The organism is Lewinellaceae bacterium (assembly GCA_020636135.1).
Lineage (GTDB): Bacteria > Bacteroidota > Bacteroidia > Chitinophagales > Saprospiraceae > JAGQXC01.
This window is the reverse complement of record JACJYK010000002.1, coordinates 58,837-75,444: the sequence shown is the minus strand read 5'-3', so window position 1 is coordinate 75,444 and position 16,608 is coordinate 58,837. Positions and strand designations below refer to the sequence as shown.

The following is a 16,608-nucleotide window of genomic DNA, read 5'->3' as shown; positions in this document are numbered from 1 at the left end:
TGGTTATTGGATCAGATTGAATGCTCCATTGATCAAAATGACTGCATCCGGGTCAAAATCACCGGCATTAAGGATTTCCGCGTAACCACCTTCTATTTTACCAATCTGAACCCGGTATCGCATAAAATTATAATCGCCTTGCCCGGAAGGTTGCTGGACCAGAACATAATACGTGTCTTCTGCTTTCACCACTGCAGTTTCCGGCAGTGACCTGCACGGGACCTGATCGGTAATGATATCCGCTTCGACATACATTCCAGGCACAAACAAGGTAGATAGTTTATCGTCCTTCAAATGTCCGTGGATGCTGATGGTTCTTTTCTCCGTATCGACCTCTTTTCCGATCAAGTGGACTTCCGCCGCATAGTCCGGGCCATTGCTGTCCGGAAGACGGAACAGGATATCTTGCTCAGTTTTGATCTTGTACATATCTTTTTCGTAAACATCCAGCTCCAGATGGATATGCTCGGTATTGGTGATGGTCACGACAATATCGGCAGGATGTACATAAGCACCCTGGATGGCATGGATGGTGGTAATGTAACCAGCAATTGGTGCCATCACAGGAACTGAAGTCTGTAAATTGCTCTCTGTAACCTGAGCCGGATCCAGTCCCAGCAAACCGATCTTTTTCTTCAATGCTTCATGGCGGGCCAGCGTGACCTGATAATCCGATTCTGCTTTCAGGTAATTTTTCTGTGAGGCAATGTTCTCGTTCGCCAGGGTCTTTTGCCGTTCATAATCACCCTTCAGGAATAGCAGTTGACCCTGAGCCTCCAGGTAGTCCTGCTGCATCTGAATAAAATCCGGATTCTCAAGGACAAACAGTAACTGACCCTTCCGGACATATTGGCCGGGCAACAGGTTAAGATTGCGGATGTATCCGCCGTAATAAATGCTGACGCTGGCCATGAACTGGGGAGGCACATCCACAGTGCCATATGCACGGATCGACGAAGAAAAGGCATGATCCTCCATCTTACCCAATTTCATGGCAGCTGCACTGAACTGATCAGCGTTAATGTGAATGTTGAAATCTTCCTCCTGGTTTCCTTCCTGGGTCATCTCCGCAGCGGCTGGTGCATTCTCCGGAGTGGAGGTACAGCCAATACCATAAAGCGCAGCGAATACAAGAAATGGGACTACAAATAATTTATACATAGTGCCGTCGCAATTAGTCGTTTAATAAATGATTCATTTCAATCACGGTCTGATTGTAGAGATGCCGGTTTTCCAGGTAGTTTAATTCAAGTTGTTTGGCTTGTTCAAGCAATTGAACATACTGAAGGAAGTCAATTTCTCCATTCATAAAGGCCTTATTGCCATTTTGTATGAGCGCTTCAGCCAGGATACGGCCATTCTGGTTGTAGAAGTGCATCCCTTCCTGATAGCGCTGCAGATCGGTTGCCAGCTGCAGGTATCTTGATGAGAGTTTGTATTCTTCATTATAGGCTGATTTTGCCAAAATATCGCCTTCCATCCCGGCTGCCTCGATGGTTGCTTTTTGTGCTTTACGCCACAATGGAATCCCTACCCCCGCCGTGAATCCGAGATATGACCTAGCCGATGGCCCGCCATTGATCCCTTGAAACAGGTCCATATGCAGATCCGGTTTCAGCTGCTCCCGGGCCAGTTCTACCCGCTTCTCACTGGCAACCATGGCCTGTTGGAAATACCGTAACGAAGGATGGGCGGAGGCATCAAAGGGTTGTGGCTGAAGAAGAGGCAATGTGTCGGTTAGGACCAGGGAATCGCCGGACTGGATCCATTGGAGGAGCATTTGCCGGGCACGCAGGTTTTGTGATTGAGCTTGTCGCCATTGCAGATCCAGGTCCTGCTGTTTGGTTTCTGCGGTGATTTTTTCCAGGTAATTGGTTTCACCGACTTCATACCGGCGTGCTGCAGCGGTAGCAAAAGCGCTATAAAGGCTGTCCAGGTAAGCATAATGATCACTCACCTGCTGCCAGTAGATGGCATCGTTATAGGCCAGAGATACGGCACGACGGATGACCCTGGTTTCAATGTCGTATTGGCGCTCCTGTAATCCGACCTGGGCTTCCAGGACCTGTTGCTGTGCCCGGTAGACGGAAGGATAATGCATAACCTGGTTCAGTCCAAGAACATGCAGTGGCTTGCCATTTTCAGCAATATTAGCCATATCGTAACCATAATAAACCATGGTCTTGTCGATGTTATAAGCAGTACCGACCAGCTTTTGTGCATGTAATATGCCCAGTTGAGTGGCCTGAAGTCCGGCATTATTGGCTTCTGCCTTCGAGATTGCCTGCTCCAGGCTTACCGGCGTCTGTCCAAACCCAGCAGTGCCGATGATCAATAATATCCCAACCCATAACATATTTTTCGGCTTGATGGATTGGGTCTTCCGGCGATCAAATATGGCGTAAAGCACCGGCAGAACGATCATGGTTAACAAGGTGGCCGAGATCAATCCTCCGATGACCACCGTGGCCAGTGGTCGCTGGACCTCCGCACCGGCGGAATTGGAGATCGCCATCGGCAAAAAGCCGAGCGCTGCCGCCCCTGCCGTGAGCAGGACCGGACGCAGGCGCTCCTTGGTTCCGACGATGATCCGCTGATTGATGTTGCTCATCCCGTGTGCCTTTAACTCCTTGAAGTGCTCTATCAGCACAATACCATTCAGCACCGCTATACCAAATAAGGCAATGAAACCCACTCCTGCAGATATGCTGAAAGGCATGCCCCGCAGGTAGAGTAACAGGATGCCTCCCACTGACGCCAGCGGAATGGCACTGTAGATCATCAAAGCATCCCGCACCGAACTGAACGCGAAATACAATAAGATAAAGATGAGCACCAGTGCAATTGGCACAGCAACCATCAGACGGGATTTGGCGCTGCGCAAATTTTCAAACTGGCCGCCGTAATCGATGGAATATCCTGCCGGTAATTTGACTTCCTTGTCAATGATTTGCTGGACATCCTCCACGACAGATTCCAGGTCCCGGTTACGAACATTTACGCCTACGACAATCCGCCGACGGGTATTATCCCGGGATATTTTAGCCGGGCCAGAGGTATAGGTAATTTGCGCGAATTCGCGCAGCGGGTGTTGCTGTCCATTGGGTAAGGTTAGGCTGGCATCCCGGATATTTTGTATGTCCTTACGATTAGCCTCATCGTAGCGTAGGACCAGATCAAATTGTTTTTCGCCTTCAAAGATCGTCCCGGCAGGCAGTCCGGCAAACCCCATGCTGATGACCTTATTGAGATCGGCTACATTGAGTCCGTATTTCGCGATTTTCTGACGATCGTAGACCACGCTCATCTGGGGTAATCCTGCAATCTTCTCCAGGGTAATGTCGGAGGCGCCCGGTACGTTTTCGATGGCGGTTTTGATCTTTGTCCCGATTGAGTACAATTGGTCCAGATCCTCTCCGAATACTTTTATAGCCAGGTCGGCCCGTACCCCGGTGATCAATTCATTGAAGCGCATCTCGATCGGTTGCGTGAACTCGTATTCGATGCCGGGCAATACACTCAGTGCTGCTTTTAATGAATCTGCCAGGGCATCTTTCGAACTGGCTGTCGTCCAGGTACTCTTGTCTTTAAGGGTAATGATAACATCGCTTTCTTCCATCGACATCGGGTCGGTAGGCACTTCTGCCGCACCAATCCTGGTCACCACCTGATTGACCTCCGGAAAAGATTTGATCACTTTTTCCATCTGGGTAATGGTCTCTATGGTCTTACTGAGCGAAGTACCGGTTTTTAATACCGGCTGGATGACAAAATCACCTTCATCAAGGGTAGGTACAAATTCTCCTCCCATTCGGGAGAACAGGAAAAATGCCCCGATCATGAAACTGATGGCAATGCCGAGAACCACAGCTTTGTTGCGGAGCGCCCAGATGATGCTGGGTGTATACCAACCCTGCAATAACCCGATTAGTCGATTGGACACGTTCTTTTTATCGGGATCCGAAGGTTTCAGAAATAGTGATGAAACGACCGGAATATAGGTGAAGCATAAAACCATGGCGCCAATCAGAGCAAAACTGAACACCAACGCCATTGGACGGAACATTTTACCTTCTACATTGGCCAATGAAAGAATGGGAATAAATACGATGATGATGATCAGCTGACCAAATACGGCAGAGTTCATCATTTTCGTAGCTCCCTGGAAAGTTATTTTGTCGATCAGGTTCTGTTTTTCATGGGCACCGGCAGCCAGCAGTTTTTTACGATCCTGGGTTATGCGGAAGGCGATGTATTCAACGATGATCACAGCCCCGTCTATGATAATCCCAAAGTCAATGGCACCAAGGCTCATCAGGTTGGCATCGACGCCAAACAAGTACATCAACGATAACGCAAATAACAGACTCAACGGGATCAGAGAGGCAACCACCAGACCTGAGCGCAGATTTCCCAGCAGCAGGACCACGACAAAGATGACGATCAGACACCCCAGGATCAGGTTTTCGGCTATCGTATGAGTCGTCTTCCCGATGAGTTCACTTCGCTCCAGAAAGGCATTGATGCGCACTCCGGGAGGTAGTGATTTCTGAATTTTTACCACACGGTCCTTGACGCGCCCGATCACCGCTTTGGAGTTGGCATCTTTGAGCATCATAACCTGACCAAGTACTTTCTCCCCCTCACCATTTGCCGTGATGGCTCCAAACCGGGTGGCATGTCCAAAGCCTACCGTGGCAAGGTCTCTGATGAACACAGGCAGACCCTCCCGGTTGGTAACCACGATCTGACGGATGTCTTCCAGCGATTTGACCAGCCCTTCTCCGCGGATGAAGTAGCTCTCGTTGGTCCGCTCGATGTAACCGCCACCGGCTACATTATTGTTTGCCTCGAGGGCATCGTAAACTTCAGTGAGTGAAATCCCCATCGCACGTAAACGCTCCGGGTCAATAGCCACTTCATATTGCTTCAGATAACCACCCCAGGTGTTGACTTCAACCACTCCGGGAATACCGGAGAGTGCCCTTTTCACAATCCAGTCCTGGATGGTACGCAAATCTGTAATGGTGTATTGGTCGGCATAGGCAGAATCCACATCCAGCACATACTGGTAAATCTCTCCCAGACCTGTGGACACCGGACCCATAAACGGGCTACCAAATCCACTGGGAATTTTTTCAACGGCAGTCTTGAGTTTCTCGGCGATCAACTGCCGCGGCAGATAGGTTCCGATGTTATCTTCAAACACGATCGTCACCACGGACAGCCCGAATTTTGACACCGACCGGATTTCTTTAACCCCCGGCAGGTTTGCCATTTCCAGCTCTACCGGGTAGGTCAGGAATTTTTCGACATCCTGGGTTGAGAGGTTACGGGAAGTGGTGATCACCTGAACCTGATTGTTGGTTACATCCGGTACCGCTCCGATGGGTATCAGGGACAATGAATAAATGCCAAATCCAATAATACCCAGCGTAAAAAGAAGAACAATCAGCTTATGGTGGATGCTGTAATTAATGATTTTTTCCAGCATTGGGAATTCTCTGTTTAAACTTCAAAATTAGGTCGGTTACAACCTCCATGACCGGATTTGTCCCTTAAGATTGGCTTAAAAAGCCAGGTGAGTTTAGCCTGGAGAAACCCTGATGCCCTACCCGTTGAATACCAGCTCCACTTCAGTACCCTGATTTGCCATGGAGTTGAGGTGGATCTTGACATTTGCAATCTGGCATGCTTTTTTGACAATGGATAATCCTAGCCCATTACCGCTGATGTGATGATGTTTGAGCGCTTCAGAGCGGTAAAAAGGATTAAATAACAAAGGAATATCCTCCGCTTTTATGCCGATACCATGGTCTTTGATCACACATTTGACCCGACCGGCATTCTGCTCCAGATGAATAAGGATCTGGGCTCCTTCCGGCGAGTACTTAATGGCATTGGATAGCAGATTCTCTATGATCATATCCATGTAATACGGATCCGATATGATTTCCACATCACCCGGATGATCCAGGGCCACCCGTAATTTTTTTTCCTCGATGGAAGCGGCATTCCGGCTGATGACCTCATCCAGGATCGCTGGCAGGGATAAAGGTTGCAGTCGCAGGGTGTTGTGTTCTTTCTCAAACCGGGCCAGCATTAATAATTGATCTACAATACGCGACATACGATCGATCTCCTGAATGCTGTACTGGATCTTCTCCCGGTACTCCTCTGGTGTACGCCATTTCCTGTTGAGTACCTCCAGCGTGCCTTTCAGGACCGACAGTGGTGTACGCAGTTCGTGGGAGGCATCGGAAGTAAATTGTTTCTCCCGTTCAAGGGCATCCTCCATACGCTGAAGCAGTTCGTTGATGGATGCGGTCAGCGTGTACAATTCGTCTTTATTTTTTGGTGGAGTGATGCGTTCGTTCAGGTTATTTCTGGTGATGCGGTCAGCGGTGGTAGTGATAACCTGGATCGGCCTGATGGACCGACCGGCAATGATCCGGGTGATGATAAACAAGCCGATGAGGACCACCGGAAAGAGGATCAGGAGGATGTTTCTCAAATTTCTTAGCAGGAAGAGTGCATCCTCCCGTGAGGCGGCAGCCACAATGTAACCTTTTAAGGTACCCAACGGCCGGTAAGGCACCTGGATCTGCCGGATAGCCTGATGGTTCAATTGGGTGTTAAACCGCTCTTCATTGGTTCTTGTCTGATCCAGGAACAGGGTGTCCAGTTTCAGATTGGGTGATCTGTCCATAACATGACCCTGGGGATCCGTTAACTGGATAAATACCGGCTGGACCTGTACTTCCCGGTGTTCCCGTTCGGCCCATTCGGCTTTGTTGATGAAAAGAATACTATCATGTGCATTAACGATTTCTCCCAGGTGCTTTTCTGCTTCGTAGGTCAGGAACCGGTCCAGATTGTAATATACTGTGGTATGTACAATGAGATATATGATGGCAAAAACAAGAGCCACCACAAAAGCTGTTGCCACCATATAATTTAGAGCGATGCGGTTTTTTAATGTCATAGGCTCGTTTCTCTGGCAATGTAACCGATTCCGCGGATGGTCTGGATCACATCCTCCTCTTTGTGTAATTCCAGTTTTTTTCTCAACGCATTGATGTAAACTTCAATGATACTGGTATTGTAATCAAAATGAATGTCCCACACGTCGCGGATGATCTGGGTACGCTCACAAACCATGCCTTTGTGCTCGAGCAGGTATTTCAGCAATGCAAACTCTTTCTGTGTCAGTGCAATCTCCTGATCCCCCCGGAATACACGGTGTGCGGTGGCATCCAAAACTATATCTCCCAGGGTAAGGTGATCGTGGACCTCCTGAGCCGGGCGTAATTGCACCCGGATGCGGGCAAGCAATTCTTCAAAGTGGAAAGGCTTCTTGATGTAGTCATTCGCTCCTGCTTCCAGTCCTGCGATGGTCTCCGGGACGGTATCCTTTGCTGTAAGAAAAATGATGGGTGTATGAATGTCTTCAGCCCGTAATTGCCGGCACACCTCCAGCCCGCTTATGCCGGGAAGCATCCAGTCCAGTAAGATAAGGTCCAAATCCGTATCCTTCCCCCGTAAAAGCCCTTCATGACCATCCTGGGCCACCGTGACCTGGTAAGCTTCTTCTTCCAATCCTTGCTGGAGGAATTGGGATATACCCTTTTCATCTTCCACAATCAGAATCCGCATGCCGCTAAATTCGCTCATTTTCAGGTAGTATGCAGCAGACACGGCTTAAGATTTGCTTAAAGGCTTGGCTGTGAGTTATTTCAGAGCGACTGCTGGTGAAGGAATCCTGTTCCCAGCGGGGTCTTGGTTAACCATCCGGTGATGCTGAAGCGTGGCTGGTGGGCTTCCAGCACCTCATGCGGTATCGTTTCACTCAAAAAAACGGCTGCCCTCCCGGCAATGGGCTCTACCATGATGCTGTCGCCCTGCTCCGGATAGATCACCAATTCTCCACCGTCACCCCGCGTCCAGTGCTGATTCAAATAACAGACTACCGTTATGATGCGGTTATGACGCCCCCGAAAAGAATCCAGGTGCTTGCGGTAATAGGATCCGGCCGGATAATAAGCCAGATGAAATTCAAAATCCTGCAGACCAAGGTAGCAGTACCGGTTCAGCCCCTGAATAAGCTCCCGGATGCGGTCAAAGAAAAATTGGAGTGGATGGTCCGGCAGGGAAGGATCCAGCCAGCAGATGTAGTCATTCCGGATGACCCGGTTCTTCTGGTAGTCTCCCAGCGTACCTATACCGGCAGATTGAAAGCGGTCTTCTTCTTCCCGCCGGTGGATCAGGTCAAGAGATCGCTCCACTTCTTCTGCTGAAAGAAAGGCATCGATGAGGCTGTAACCATCACCGCCAAGCTGATCCCATAGGGGGCTTTCAGCGCTGAATGTCCATGTGTCGTGCATAGCAATGTTAAGCGCGTGAAATTAAGGATTCGCTCTATCTCACGGATAAAAATTCACGAGCACCCTATCTCAGGACCGGGCATCGCAGAAATCAAAAAGATAAATATACTCCCATTAATAATAGTATTACTATATTTGCAATAGATTGAGAGCTATGGATCTGTCCGGACAGGTTTCGATCGAATTGTCGATCACGGGACAAAGCGGCTACCTTTGACAAACAAAAGGAGCTCCGGGGATGCCATAAAAACAACTGTTTTGGATAGTATTACTATTTTCGCACTAAATAAATGAGGCATGAGCGTTTCCATCAAGGTGGAGATTGATGCTCCCGTTTTTTTGCGAGATCCGCAGGATACGAAATTGGGTCGCAACATCATCCGGCATAGCATCAGTATGATAGATGAACTGGGTCTGGAGTCGTTTACCTTCAAGAAGTTAGCGGAACAGATCGGTTGTACAGAAGCTTCCGTATACCGTTATTTTGAAAATAAGCATGCCCTGCTGGTCTATCTGGTCTCCTGGTACTGGGAATGGCTGCGACACCGCCTCAGCTACAACACGATGAACATCAAGGAGGCCGGGCAAAAACTGAAGATCGTCATCAAGACCATCACCGATACCATTCAGATGGCCCTGCCACCGGACTACATCGACCGGGAAGCCCTTCACCGCATTGTGATCACCGAAGGCACCAAGGCTTATCACAGCAAGGCGGTCGATGAAGAAAACCAGAAAGGCCACTTTGAGACGTATAAGCACCTGTGCCAGGAGATCGCAGAGATCATCAAAGAAGTCAACCCCAAATTCCCCTACCCCCAGGCGCTGTCCAGCAACCTGCTGGAGATGGCCAATCACTATACTTACTTTGCCCAGCACATCCCGGCGCTTACTGACATCACCCTGATCGCCGGCAACATGGAACCGCTGGAAGGTCTGTTAAATTATTTTGCATTTAAACTGCTGGGTAATTCCTGATTTAACCCAAAACCTGCAATAGATCATTTTGTTGTAATTTTTCATGCCATCAAGCATCTGAAAAAAGAACAAGTGAATGCAGAACGATAGGGTAAAGATCCAAAAAAAGGAAATCCTCTCCGATAATTGGTATGTCCTGAATAAAGTGACCTACGACTATCAGAAAAAGAATGGAGAATGGGAGTCGCAAACCAGGGAGGCATATGACCGGGGCAATGGAGCCACCATACTGCTCTACAACCGGCTTAAAAAAACGGTAATTCTTACCCGGCAATTCCGGTTGCCTACTTACATAAATGGAAACGATAATGGGTTGTTAATTGAAGCCTGTGCCGGATTATTGGATAAAGACAATCCGGAAGATTGCATTCGAAAAGAAACAGAAGAAGAGACGGGGTACCGCATAAGTAAAGTGACGAAGATATTTGAGTCTTACATGTCACCAGGCTCCGTGACTGAAGTTCTGTATTTTTTTGTCGCCGAATACGACCAGGAAATGAAAGTTAGTGAGGGAGGCGGTTTAATGGAAGAACAAGAAAATATTGAAGTCCTGGAGTTGGATTTTGAGGATGCCTATCATTTGATCCATACGGGAGAGATTAAGGATGCAAAAACGATCATCCTGCTGCAATATGCCAAAATCAATCATCTGGTTTAAATGCCCGCAACAAGAACTTGCCTTTGTCCCTGAAATGCACTGGTAGGTACTGATGCATGTTCTCCAAAATGGGTTGTGATGCTAATTGACACTCTCGCAAAACATGGAAATAATACTTGATAAATTGCATCTTACCATTTATGGATTTGGTGCTAAAGCTCCGGATAAAAATTATTCGGCAACCGCATTTGCTTTAAGCAATAAGATGTGGAATGTCGTTAAAGCAAAGGGTCTGGAAAACAGAGGAAAAAACATCTGGGTTTATGGTAATTCCGGTACTGTATTTACCGGAGTTGAACTCATTGATACTCCCCGTGTCGATGTCGGACTGGAAAAAATGACCCTGACGCTTGATAAGCATGCCTCCTTTATGCATACCGGCCCCTATCATCACCTAAAAGAAGCCTGGGAAAGAATGGCCCTTGAACTCAACATGCTGGGCTATCATGCGACCAGCCCATCCATCGAAATTTACGGACACTGGTCAGCGGATGAAAGCAAACTCGAAACAGAACTAATCATGGGTATCCTCTGATACAGTCCAGTAAAATGGTGATTCATCCAGAGAGCAGTCCGTAATTAACGGCCTTTCTGACACAACATCCGTTGATTTGAACACAGCTGCTATTTGATTGCGCCGGAATTTTGCTTCAGTAAAAAAACAGCAGCATGAAAATTATCCTCACCGGTTCACTTGGCAATATAGGCAAGCCGCTTACCCGGCAATTGGTTCACGATGGTCATTCAGTTACCGTCATCAGCAGTCACGACGAGAGGCGACGAGCTATCGAAGCATTGGGAGCTAAAGCAGCCATCGGAATGGTTACCGATGTTGAATTTCTGACCAGGATCTTCCGGGGTGCTGATGTGGTCTATCTGATGGGGATCTGGGAAGCCATTGGCAGTCTGTTTGATGCCAACGTGGACTTTGAGGCAGGATTTAACCGGTTGGCCAACACTTACAAACAGGCTATTCTCGAAACCGGCATCAAAAAAGTCATTTATCTGAGCACCATTGGCGCCCACACCAATAAAGGTAATGGCGTCCTTGCTTATCACCACCTTGTAGAGCAGGTCTTGCATACCCTTCCGGTCATGATCTCCATCAAATTCATGCGCCCCGTCGGCTTTTATACCAACCTCTACCGGTCCATACCAACCATCCGGTCCCAGAATGCGATCGTACAAAACTTCGGTAGCGATACTCCCGAGCCGTGGGTTTCACCCCTGGACATCGCCCACACCATCGCTGACGAAATCGATAAGCCCTTCGATGGCAGAACGGTTCGCTACATTACCAGCGAAGAAATCTCCGCCACTGAAATCGCCAAACAACTTGGTGAAGCGATTGGCAAATCTGATCTGAAATGGATGGTTATTCCGGACGAAACTTTGTTATACGGCATGCTGTCACTCGGGATGAATAAAACCATTGCATCCGGATTTATTGAGATGCAGGCAGCTCAGCGGAATGGTTCTCTCTATGAAGATTATTATCGCAACAAACCGCTTCCGGGAAAGGTTAAGTTCGCTGAATTTGCCAAAGATTTTGCCCTTGTTTACAGTCAACAAGACTAAATTTGAATTATGACCGGCAACAGTATCCATCGGGTCCATACAATCGCTGAATTTCACAAATACAAAGGCTTACCGGCTCCCCGGCATCCGCTGATCAGCATTGTCAATTATGGAGAAACCAGGTGCAGGGAGGAAAACGAGCCATCCAGTCTGGTGTTTGATTTTTACAACATAGCCGTAAAAAGAGGTATCGGTGCCAAATACAAATACGGGCAACAGCAATACGATTTTGACGAAGGCGTGATGTTTTTTATTGGACCCAATCAGGTATTTGGCGTCGAGACTTCGCCACAACAGCAGGAACAACGATCCGGGTGGATGTTACTCATCCATCCCGATCTGTTATGGGGAACTCCCCTCGCGACAAACATCAGGAAATACAACTATTTTGACTATGAAGTAAACGAAGCACTTTTTTTATCGGATGAGGAAGAACGAACGCTCAATTCAATTATCGGGAACATCCGGAAGGAGATCAATACCAATACCGACCAGTTTAGCCAGCAGATCATTGTCTCCCTGGTAGAGACCTTGCTGAATTATTCTGACCGGTTTTACAAGCGACAATTCATTACCCGAAAAATTTCAAATCACCGAATCCTGGATCGCATGGAGAAATTGCTTGACGACTATTTCCACAGCGATGAGCTTACTCTGCAGGGATTGCCAACGGTGCAATACCTGGCTGAAAATCTGAATCTGTCTCCGGGGTATTTAAGTGCATTATTGAAAGAACTTACCGGGCAGACCACCCAGCAGCACATACATGAAAAACTGATAGCAGAAGCAAAACAAAAATTATCAACCACGGATCTCACCGTGAGTGAAATTGCCTATGCTTTGGGTTTTGGGCAATCACAATCCTTTAGCAAGCTGTTTAAAATCAAGACCAAACAAAGTCCGCTTGAATTCAGGCAATCGTTTAATTAGGCCGGCGTCTTAATCACTGAATCCGTCAATAGTTTCCAGGACGAGACACCTCATTCAATCTTGAGTGTACTTCGGAAAAGCCAAAAACCCGATGTCATCCCCGCCTAAACGGACAGGCAGGTCGACCGAGACGCCTTAAAGCGTCGAGCGGAGAGGCTTATTGCAATTGACTTTCCGAAGTGGACTCAACCTTCAACATTCAACATTCAACATTCCGATAACCCTACCTGCACGGCCAGCCCTCCTTCCGAAGTCTCCTTGTATTTGTGGCTCATATCCTGAGCCGTCTCCCACATGGTCTTGATAACCGCATCCAGGTGGACACGGGCGTGTTCGGGATTGGATTGCAGGGCAATCTGGCTTGCGGTGATGGCCTTGATGGCACCCATGGTATTGCGCTCGATGCAGGGGATCTGGACCAGACCACCCACCGGGTCGCAGGTAAGTCCCAGGTGGTGCTCCATAGCGATTTCCGCAGCCATCAGGACCTGGCGGATACTGCCACCCAGACAATCGGTCAGTGCTCCCGCCGCCATGGCTGAAGATACGCCGATCTCTGCCTGACAGCCACCCATGGCTGCCGAGATGGTGGATCCCTTCTTGAAGATGCTCCCCAGCTCACCGGCTACGAGCAGGAAGCGAATGATTTTACTGCGCTGATTCCCGCCCAGGAAGGTGATGTAGTATTGCAATACGGCCGGGATAACCCCGGCAGCGCCATTGGTCGGGGCCGTGACTACCCGTCCGAAGGATGCGTTCTCCTCATTGACGGACAGGGCAAAACAGCTTACCCAGACCAGGATCTTCTGAAAATCCTGTTGGGCGCTCTGCCGGATGGCCTCGATCCAGTTGTCGTAGTCCGTATAAGGGAAGTTTTTCAGCATCTTCTTATTAAAATCGGGCGCCCGCCGCCGTACATGCAATCCTCCGGGCAACTGCCCCGGCGAATGACATCCCCGGTAGATGCAATCCCGCATGGTCTCCCAGATCTGCCATAACGCTGCTCCCGTATCGCGGGAAGGACGCCACGCCTTTTCATTTTCCCAGACCACTTCCGAGATGGAACAGGCATTTTTCAAACAGTATTGCACCAATTCCTCGGCGGTCTCAATGGGATACCTTAGGACCACAGGTTCCAGCGTGGAGACGTGACTCTGCTCGTGCTGCTGGATAAATCCTCCTCCGATCGAATAGTATGTCTTGGCCAAGGTCTCGCCGTTCTCAAGCTCTGCGACAAAGGTCAGTGCATTGGGATGGTAATCGAGGGTGATATCTGTAAAGAAAACCAGGTCGGTTGCCGGATCAAACGGAAGGTATCGCCTGCCACCAAGCAGAAGTGACTGATTAAAAGCGATGTTCTGAATGGCAGCTTCAATCCTGGTTGTGTCGAACGTCACCGGATCCTCACCCTGCAACCCCAGTTGCACCGCGATATCGGTGCCATGGCCATGACCGGTCTTGGCCAACGATCCAAACAAATGCACCTGGAGCCGCATCAGATCATTGAAGTGATCCTGCTCCTCCAGCCAATGGAGAAAAGCCAGTGCTGCCCGCCACGGGCCCAGGGTATGTGAACTCGAAGGTCCTACCCCAATCTTAAAGATATCCAGTACGGAAATACTTTCGTGATGCATAGCCTAAATGTAGCCAGATTGAAGGATTGTCGCTGTCTGGCACTCAGGAAAAATGTTCGCAGCCTTTAATTGTCAGAATCTGCAGACACTCTCGTGCCCGGTGACTATTTCAATAACGCTTTCCCCTGCCTTATCTCCAGCTTCCAGCCTGCCTGCTCCACCATCATGGTTACCAGGTCCATCAGATCCTTGCCCTGTTCGGCGGCTTGTTGCCTGAGGTCCGAGTTTTCAGCCTGATGCCGGATGAAGTTCTTCGCTTCTTCGGAAAGTCTGGTATAGTCGGTAGAGGTGAATCCATTAAATGTTCCTTCGGAAATGTCGTAATAATCGATGTCGTGATCAATGGACAGGATCTCCGGTTCACCCAGCGGGTCAATGGTGATGGTGAGCTTTTTCGGATCGGCTTCCGCATGAAACTGACTAAAATCGTAACCCATCGACACCTTTGCTTTGATACGCAACAGCGCTTTTTTACGAAATGGGCTGAAGTCCGCCCAGTAATAGTCCTTATAATCGTAGATCTCACTGAAATGGCCTTCAACCGTGATGAGTTTAGCCACTTTCTGGATGCGTTCCAGAAGGACAGTTGAGGTTACCGCTTCCTTTTTCTGCAGTGCCTGCATCCATCCGGAACGCAGGACATAAACGGTGGTCAGCAAAATGCCAGCCAAAACAACCAGTAGAAACAATCGCCAGGGAAATGAGGATTTACGCAAGGCCATAGGGTCAGGGATTGTCCAGTTCGAAAGGGTATTTTAACCGGGACCAACTCTTGATCACGGCCTTAACCGAACCCACAGAAACCGGAGATTCGATCATCAGTGGGATGTGATTTGCATCAGCGGATACCCAGATCTGCATTTGATCCCCTTCTTTAAATACATTACCGGTGATCAGTTGGGGTTCGAGGTGATGGGTCTGTGCCTTACCCTGTCCCTTGATCCGCTTTTCTTCGTATTTATCCACCAGGGTGACTCCTACATTCCAGGCTTCCTTATCGAGAAAGATGGAGACCGGCAATTGCTGGTTGACCTGCCAGGATCCTACATTGACGTTACGCAACGTGTAGATGACAGACAGAATGTCGTGCATACAGCCGTTGACGGCTTTCTGGGCACTCTGGGTATTGGACTTGTCGGGGCCCCAGTAATAGGTAGCCTGATGATTCTTCTGATCCAGGATCACTTTATCGTATCGTGTATAGCTTCCTTCGTGGACATCCCGAATGGATAGGGTAGGAAGCAAAGTCTCCTTGTCCAGATGAGCTTCGAAATAATCGTCTACCTTAAAAAACCATTCGTAGGAGGGATAAGTCTTTCCCCGGGCGGAGACTTTGATAAAGTCCGGATAGGTCTTTACCTTAAATTCCACTTCGCCGGCTGCAAGCCAGATGAAGTTCCAGTTGTAATATAGTTTATAGGTAATGGTTTCACCATCCTGGAATGCCGAATTGCCCACTTCGCACAGATCAATGGTCGATGCTTCCACGGGTGATTCCACTTTCCGCTGCGGATGTTCTCTGCCGGAAAACAGAAAAAGGATCAATGCAATGGAAAATATTTTTGGCATATAATTCTGTTCCCGGTTTAGTAAATCCCAACCATTTTCAACCTTTTCAGGAACGACGGGATCACTGGTTTAGTATTTATGTCTATAAGTATGCTTCTGCTTAAAAAGTTCAACGAAGGTACAATACCGCGGGTCATCCGATTGATATTTTTACCCTGCAGCACCATTCAAATAAACGATCCAGCTGCATTACCTGTGTGTTTATCGCTCTGATTACATATAAGGAAATAATGCAATAACTATTCCGATTGTTCTATCTTGCACCTATGAAGCAAAAACCGGAACGCCGGCGCATTCTTGGTGTAGACCCCGGAACCAACATCCTGGGTTATGCGGTGCTGGACACCTGGGGTGATCATCTGCAATTGATCCAGATGGGTGTCATCAGTCTGACCAAATGGAAAGACCACCAGACCAAGCTCAAGGAGATCTACCTGCAGCTCCAGGATGTGATCGAATGTTTCCGGCCGGAAATAATGGCCATTGAATCGCCTTTTTTTGGCAAAAATGTACAGTCGATGCTGAAACTAGGCCGGGCCCAGGGTGTCTCGATTGCAGCAGCCATCACCATGGGGCTGCATATTGAAGAGTATTCTCCGAAAATGATCAAGCAGTCGGTCACCGGTAATGGCAATGCCACCAAAGAGCAGGTGGCAGCGATGCTGGAACATCTGCTGGCCGTAAACCTGGAATCACAAAAACTCGATGCTTCCGATGCGTTAGCCACAGCAGTCTGCCATCACTTTAAACAAAACAGCCCGGTTAAACGAGGGGCAAAGGGCTCCGGATGGGGTCAGTTTATCAAGGATAACCCGGACCGCCTGATGTAGTCTATCCGGATTAAATAGCTTGTTTCACGGAACATTACCTGTACTTC

At 48.5% G+C, this 16,608-nt stretch carries 14 protein-coding genes; 6 read left to right on the top strand and 8 right to left on the bottom strand.

Annotated elements, in window-relative coordinates; genetic code table 11:
- Positions 1–3: 3 nt before the first annotated feature.
- From H6570_15425 to H6570_15405, 5 genes are all read right to left on the bottom strand, one after another.
- On the bottom strand, positions 4–1,161 hold the full coding sequence (locus H6570_15425; protein MCB9320673.1) for an efflux RND transporter periplasmic adaptor subunit: 1,158 nt from the start codon (positions 1,159–1,161) through the stop codon (positions 4–6).
- A 13-nt stretch (positions 1,162–1,174) separates the two neighbouring features.
- On the bottom strand, positions 1,175–5,494 hold the full coding sequence (locus H6570_15420) for a CusA/CzcA family heavy metal efflux RND transporter (GenBank protein ID MCB9320672.1): 4,320 nt from the start codon (positions 5,492–5,494) through the stop codon (positions 1,175–1,177).
- 117 nt (positions 5,495–5,611) lie between these two features.
- A complete protein-coding gene (locus H6570_15415) occupies positions 5,612–6,985 on the bottom strand; it encodes a HAMP domain-containing protein (GenBank protein MCB9320671.1) in 1,374 nt (457 codons plus the stop codon).
- On the bottom strand, positions 6,982–7,656 hold the full coding sequence (locus H6570_15410; GenBank protein MCB9320670.1) for a response regulator transcription factor: 675 nt from the start codon (positions 7,654–7,656) through the stop codon (positions 6,982–6,984). Before H6570_15410 ends, H6570_15415 begins: the two co-directional genes overlap by 4 nt.
- A gap of 80 nt (positions 7,657–7,736) precedes the next feature.
- A complete protein-coding gene (locus tag H6570_15405) occupies positions 7,737–8,384 on the bottom strand; it encodes a 2OG-Fe(II) oxygenase (protein ID MCB9320669.1) in 648 nt (215 codons plus the stop codon).
- Positions 8,385–8,681: 297 nt separating this feature from the next.
- Here H6570_15405 and H6570_15400 point away from each other — a divergent pair, with 297 nt between their 5' ends.
- From H6570_15400 to H6570_15380, 5 genes are all read left to right on the top strand, one after another.
- Complete coding sequence (locus H6570_15400) at positions 8,682–9,362, top strand: TetR/AcrR family transcriptional regulator (protein ID MCB9320668.1); 681 nt, start codon at positions 8,682–8,684, stop codon at positions 9,360–9,362.
- A 76-nt stretch (positions 9,363–9,438) separates the two neighbouring features.
- Positions 9,439–10,020 (top strand): GDP-mannose pyrophosphatase NudK, encoded by a 582-nt coding sequence (gene nudK / locus H6570_15395; protein ID MCB9320667.1) that lies wholly within the window; start codon positions 9,439–9,441, stop codon positions 10,018–10,020.
- A 103-nt stretch (positions 10,021–10,123) separates the two neighbouring features.
- The gene (locus H6570_15390; GenBank protein MCB9320666.1) at positions 10,124–10,555 is read left to right on the top strand and encodes a GyrI-like domain-containing protein; all 432 of its coding nucleotides are present in this window, start codon (positions 10,124–10,126) and stop codon (positions 10,553–10,555) included.
- A 134-nt stretch (positions 10,556–10,689) separates the two neighbouring features.
- Positions 10,690–11,598, top strand: a complete 909-nt coding sequence (locus H6570_15385) for an NAD(P)H-binding protein (GenBank protein ID MCB9320665.1) — start codon at positions 10,690–10,692, stop codon at positions 11,596–11,598.
- 9 nt (positions 11,599–11,607) lie between these two features.
- Positions 11,608–12,528, top strand: coding sequence for a helix-turn-helix transcriptional regulator (locus H6570_15380; GenBank protein ID MCB9320664.1), 921 nt, complete (start codon positions 11,608–11,610; stop codon positions 12,526–12,528).
- Positions 12,529–12,734: 206 nt separating this feature from the next.
- On the opposite strand, the gene H6570_15375 is transcribed toward H6570_15380, so the two are convergent.
- The 3 genes from H6570_15375 to H6570_15365 form a co-directional block, all read right to left on the bottom strand.
- Positions 12,735–14,162 (bottom strand): L-serine ammonia-lyase, encoded by a 1,428-nt coding sequence (locus H6570_15375; protein MCB9320663.1) that lies wholly within the window; start codon positions 14,160–14,162, stop codon positions 12,735–12,737.
- 104 nt (positions 14,163–14,266) lie between these two features.
- On the bottom strand, positions 14,267–14,884 hold the full coding sequence (locus tag H6570_15370; protein MCB9320662.1) for a DUF4230 domain-containing protein: 618 nt from the start codon (positions 14,882–14,884) through the stop codon (positions 14,267–14,269).
- A gap of 4 nt (positions 14,885–14,888) precedes the next feature.
- A complete protein-coding gene (locus tag H6570_15365; GenBank protein ID MCB9320661.1) occupies positions 14,889–15,731 on the bottom strand; it encodes a DUF3108 domain-containing protein in 843 nt (280 codons plus the stop codon).
- A gap of 266 nt (positions 15,732–15,997) precedes the next feature.
- Between H6570_15365 and ruvC the strand changes: the two genes are divergently transcribed.
- Positions 15,998–16,561 (top strand): crossover junction endodeoxyribonuclease RuvC, encoded by a 564-nt coding sequence (ruvC, locus tag H6570_15360; GenBank protein MCB9320660.1) that lies wholly within the window; start codon positions 15,998–16,000, stop codon positions 16,559–16,561.
- The last annotated feature ends 47 nt before the right edge of the window (positions 16,562–16,608 follow it).

Excerpts from the sequence above, each read along its gene's own strand:
- H6570_15420 (MCB9320672.1), bottom strand. The coding sequence starts at position 5,494 with ATGCTGGAAAAAATCATTAATTACAGCATCCACCATAAGCTGATTGTT.
- H6570_15380 (MCB9320664.1), top strand. The coding sequence starts at position 11,608 with ATGACCGGCAACAGTATCCATCGGGTCCATACAATCGCTGAATTTCAC.
- H6570_15385 (MCB9320665.1), top strand. The coding sequence starts at position 10,690 with ATGAAAATTATCCTCACCGGTTCACTTGGCAATATAGGCAAGCCGCTT.
- H6570_15410 (MCB9320670.1), bottom strand. The coding sequence starts at position 7,656 with ATGCGGATTCTGATTGTGGAAGATGAAAAGGGTATATCCCAATTCCTC.
- nudK (MCB9320667.1), top strand. The coding sequence starts at position 9,439 with ATGCAGAACGATAGGGTAAAGATCCAAAAAAAGGAAATCCTCTCCGAT.
- H6570_15425 (MCB9320673.1), bottom strand. The coding sequence starts at position 1,161 with ATGTATAAATTATTTGTAGTCCCATTTCTTGTATTCGCTGCGCTTTAT.
- H6570_15405 (MCB9320669.1), bottom strand. The coding sequence starts at position 8,384 with ATGCACGACACATGGACATTCAGCGCTGAAAGCCCCCTATGGGATCAG.
- H6570_15390 (MCB9320666.1), top strand. The coding sequence starts at position 10,124 with ATGGAAATAATACTTGATAAATTGCATCTTACCATTTATGGATTTGGT.
- H6570_15375 (MCB9320663.1), bottom strand. The coding sequence starts at position 14,162 with ATGCATCACGAAAGTATTTCCGTACTGGATATCTTTAAGATTGGGGTA.
- H6570_15400 (MCB9320668.1), top strand. The coding sequence starts at position 8,682 with ATGAGCGTTTCCATCAAGGTGGAGATTGATGCTCCCGTTTTTTTGCGA.
- H6570_15415 (MCB9320671.1), bottom strand. The coding sequence starts at position 6,985 with ATGACATTAAAAAACCGCATCGCTCTAAATTATATGGTGGCAACAGCT.
- ruvC (MCB9320660.1), top strand. The coding sequence starts at position 15,998 with ATGAAGCAAAAACCGGAACGCCGGCGCATTCTTGGTGTAGACCCCGGA.
- H6570_15370 (MCB9320662.1), bottom strand. The coding sequence starts at position 14,884 with ATGGCCTTGCGTAAATCCTCATTTCCCTGGCGATTGTTTCTACTGGTT.
- H6570_15365 (MCB9320661.1), bottom strand. The coding sequence starts at position 15,731 with ATGCCAAAAATATTTTCCATTGCATTGATCCTTTTTCTGTTTTCCGGC.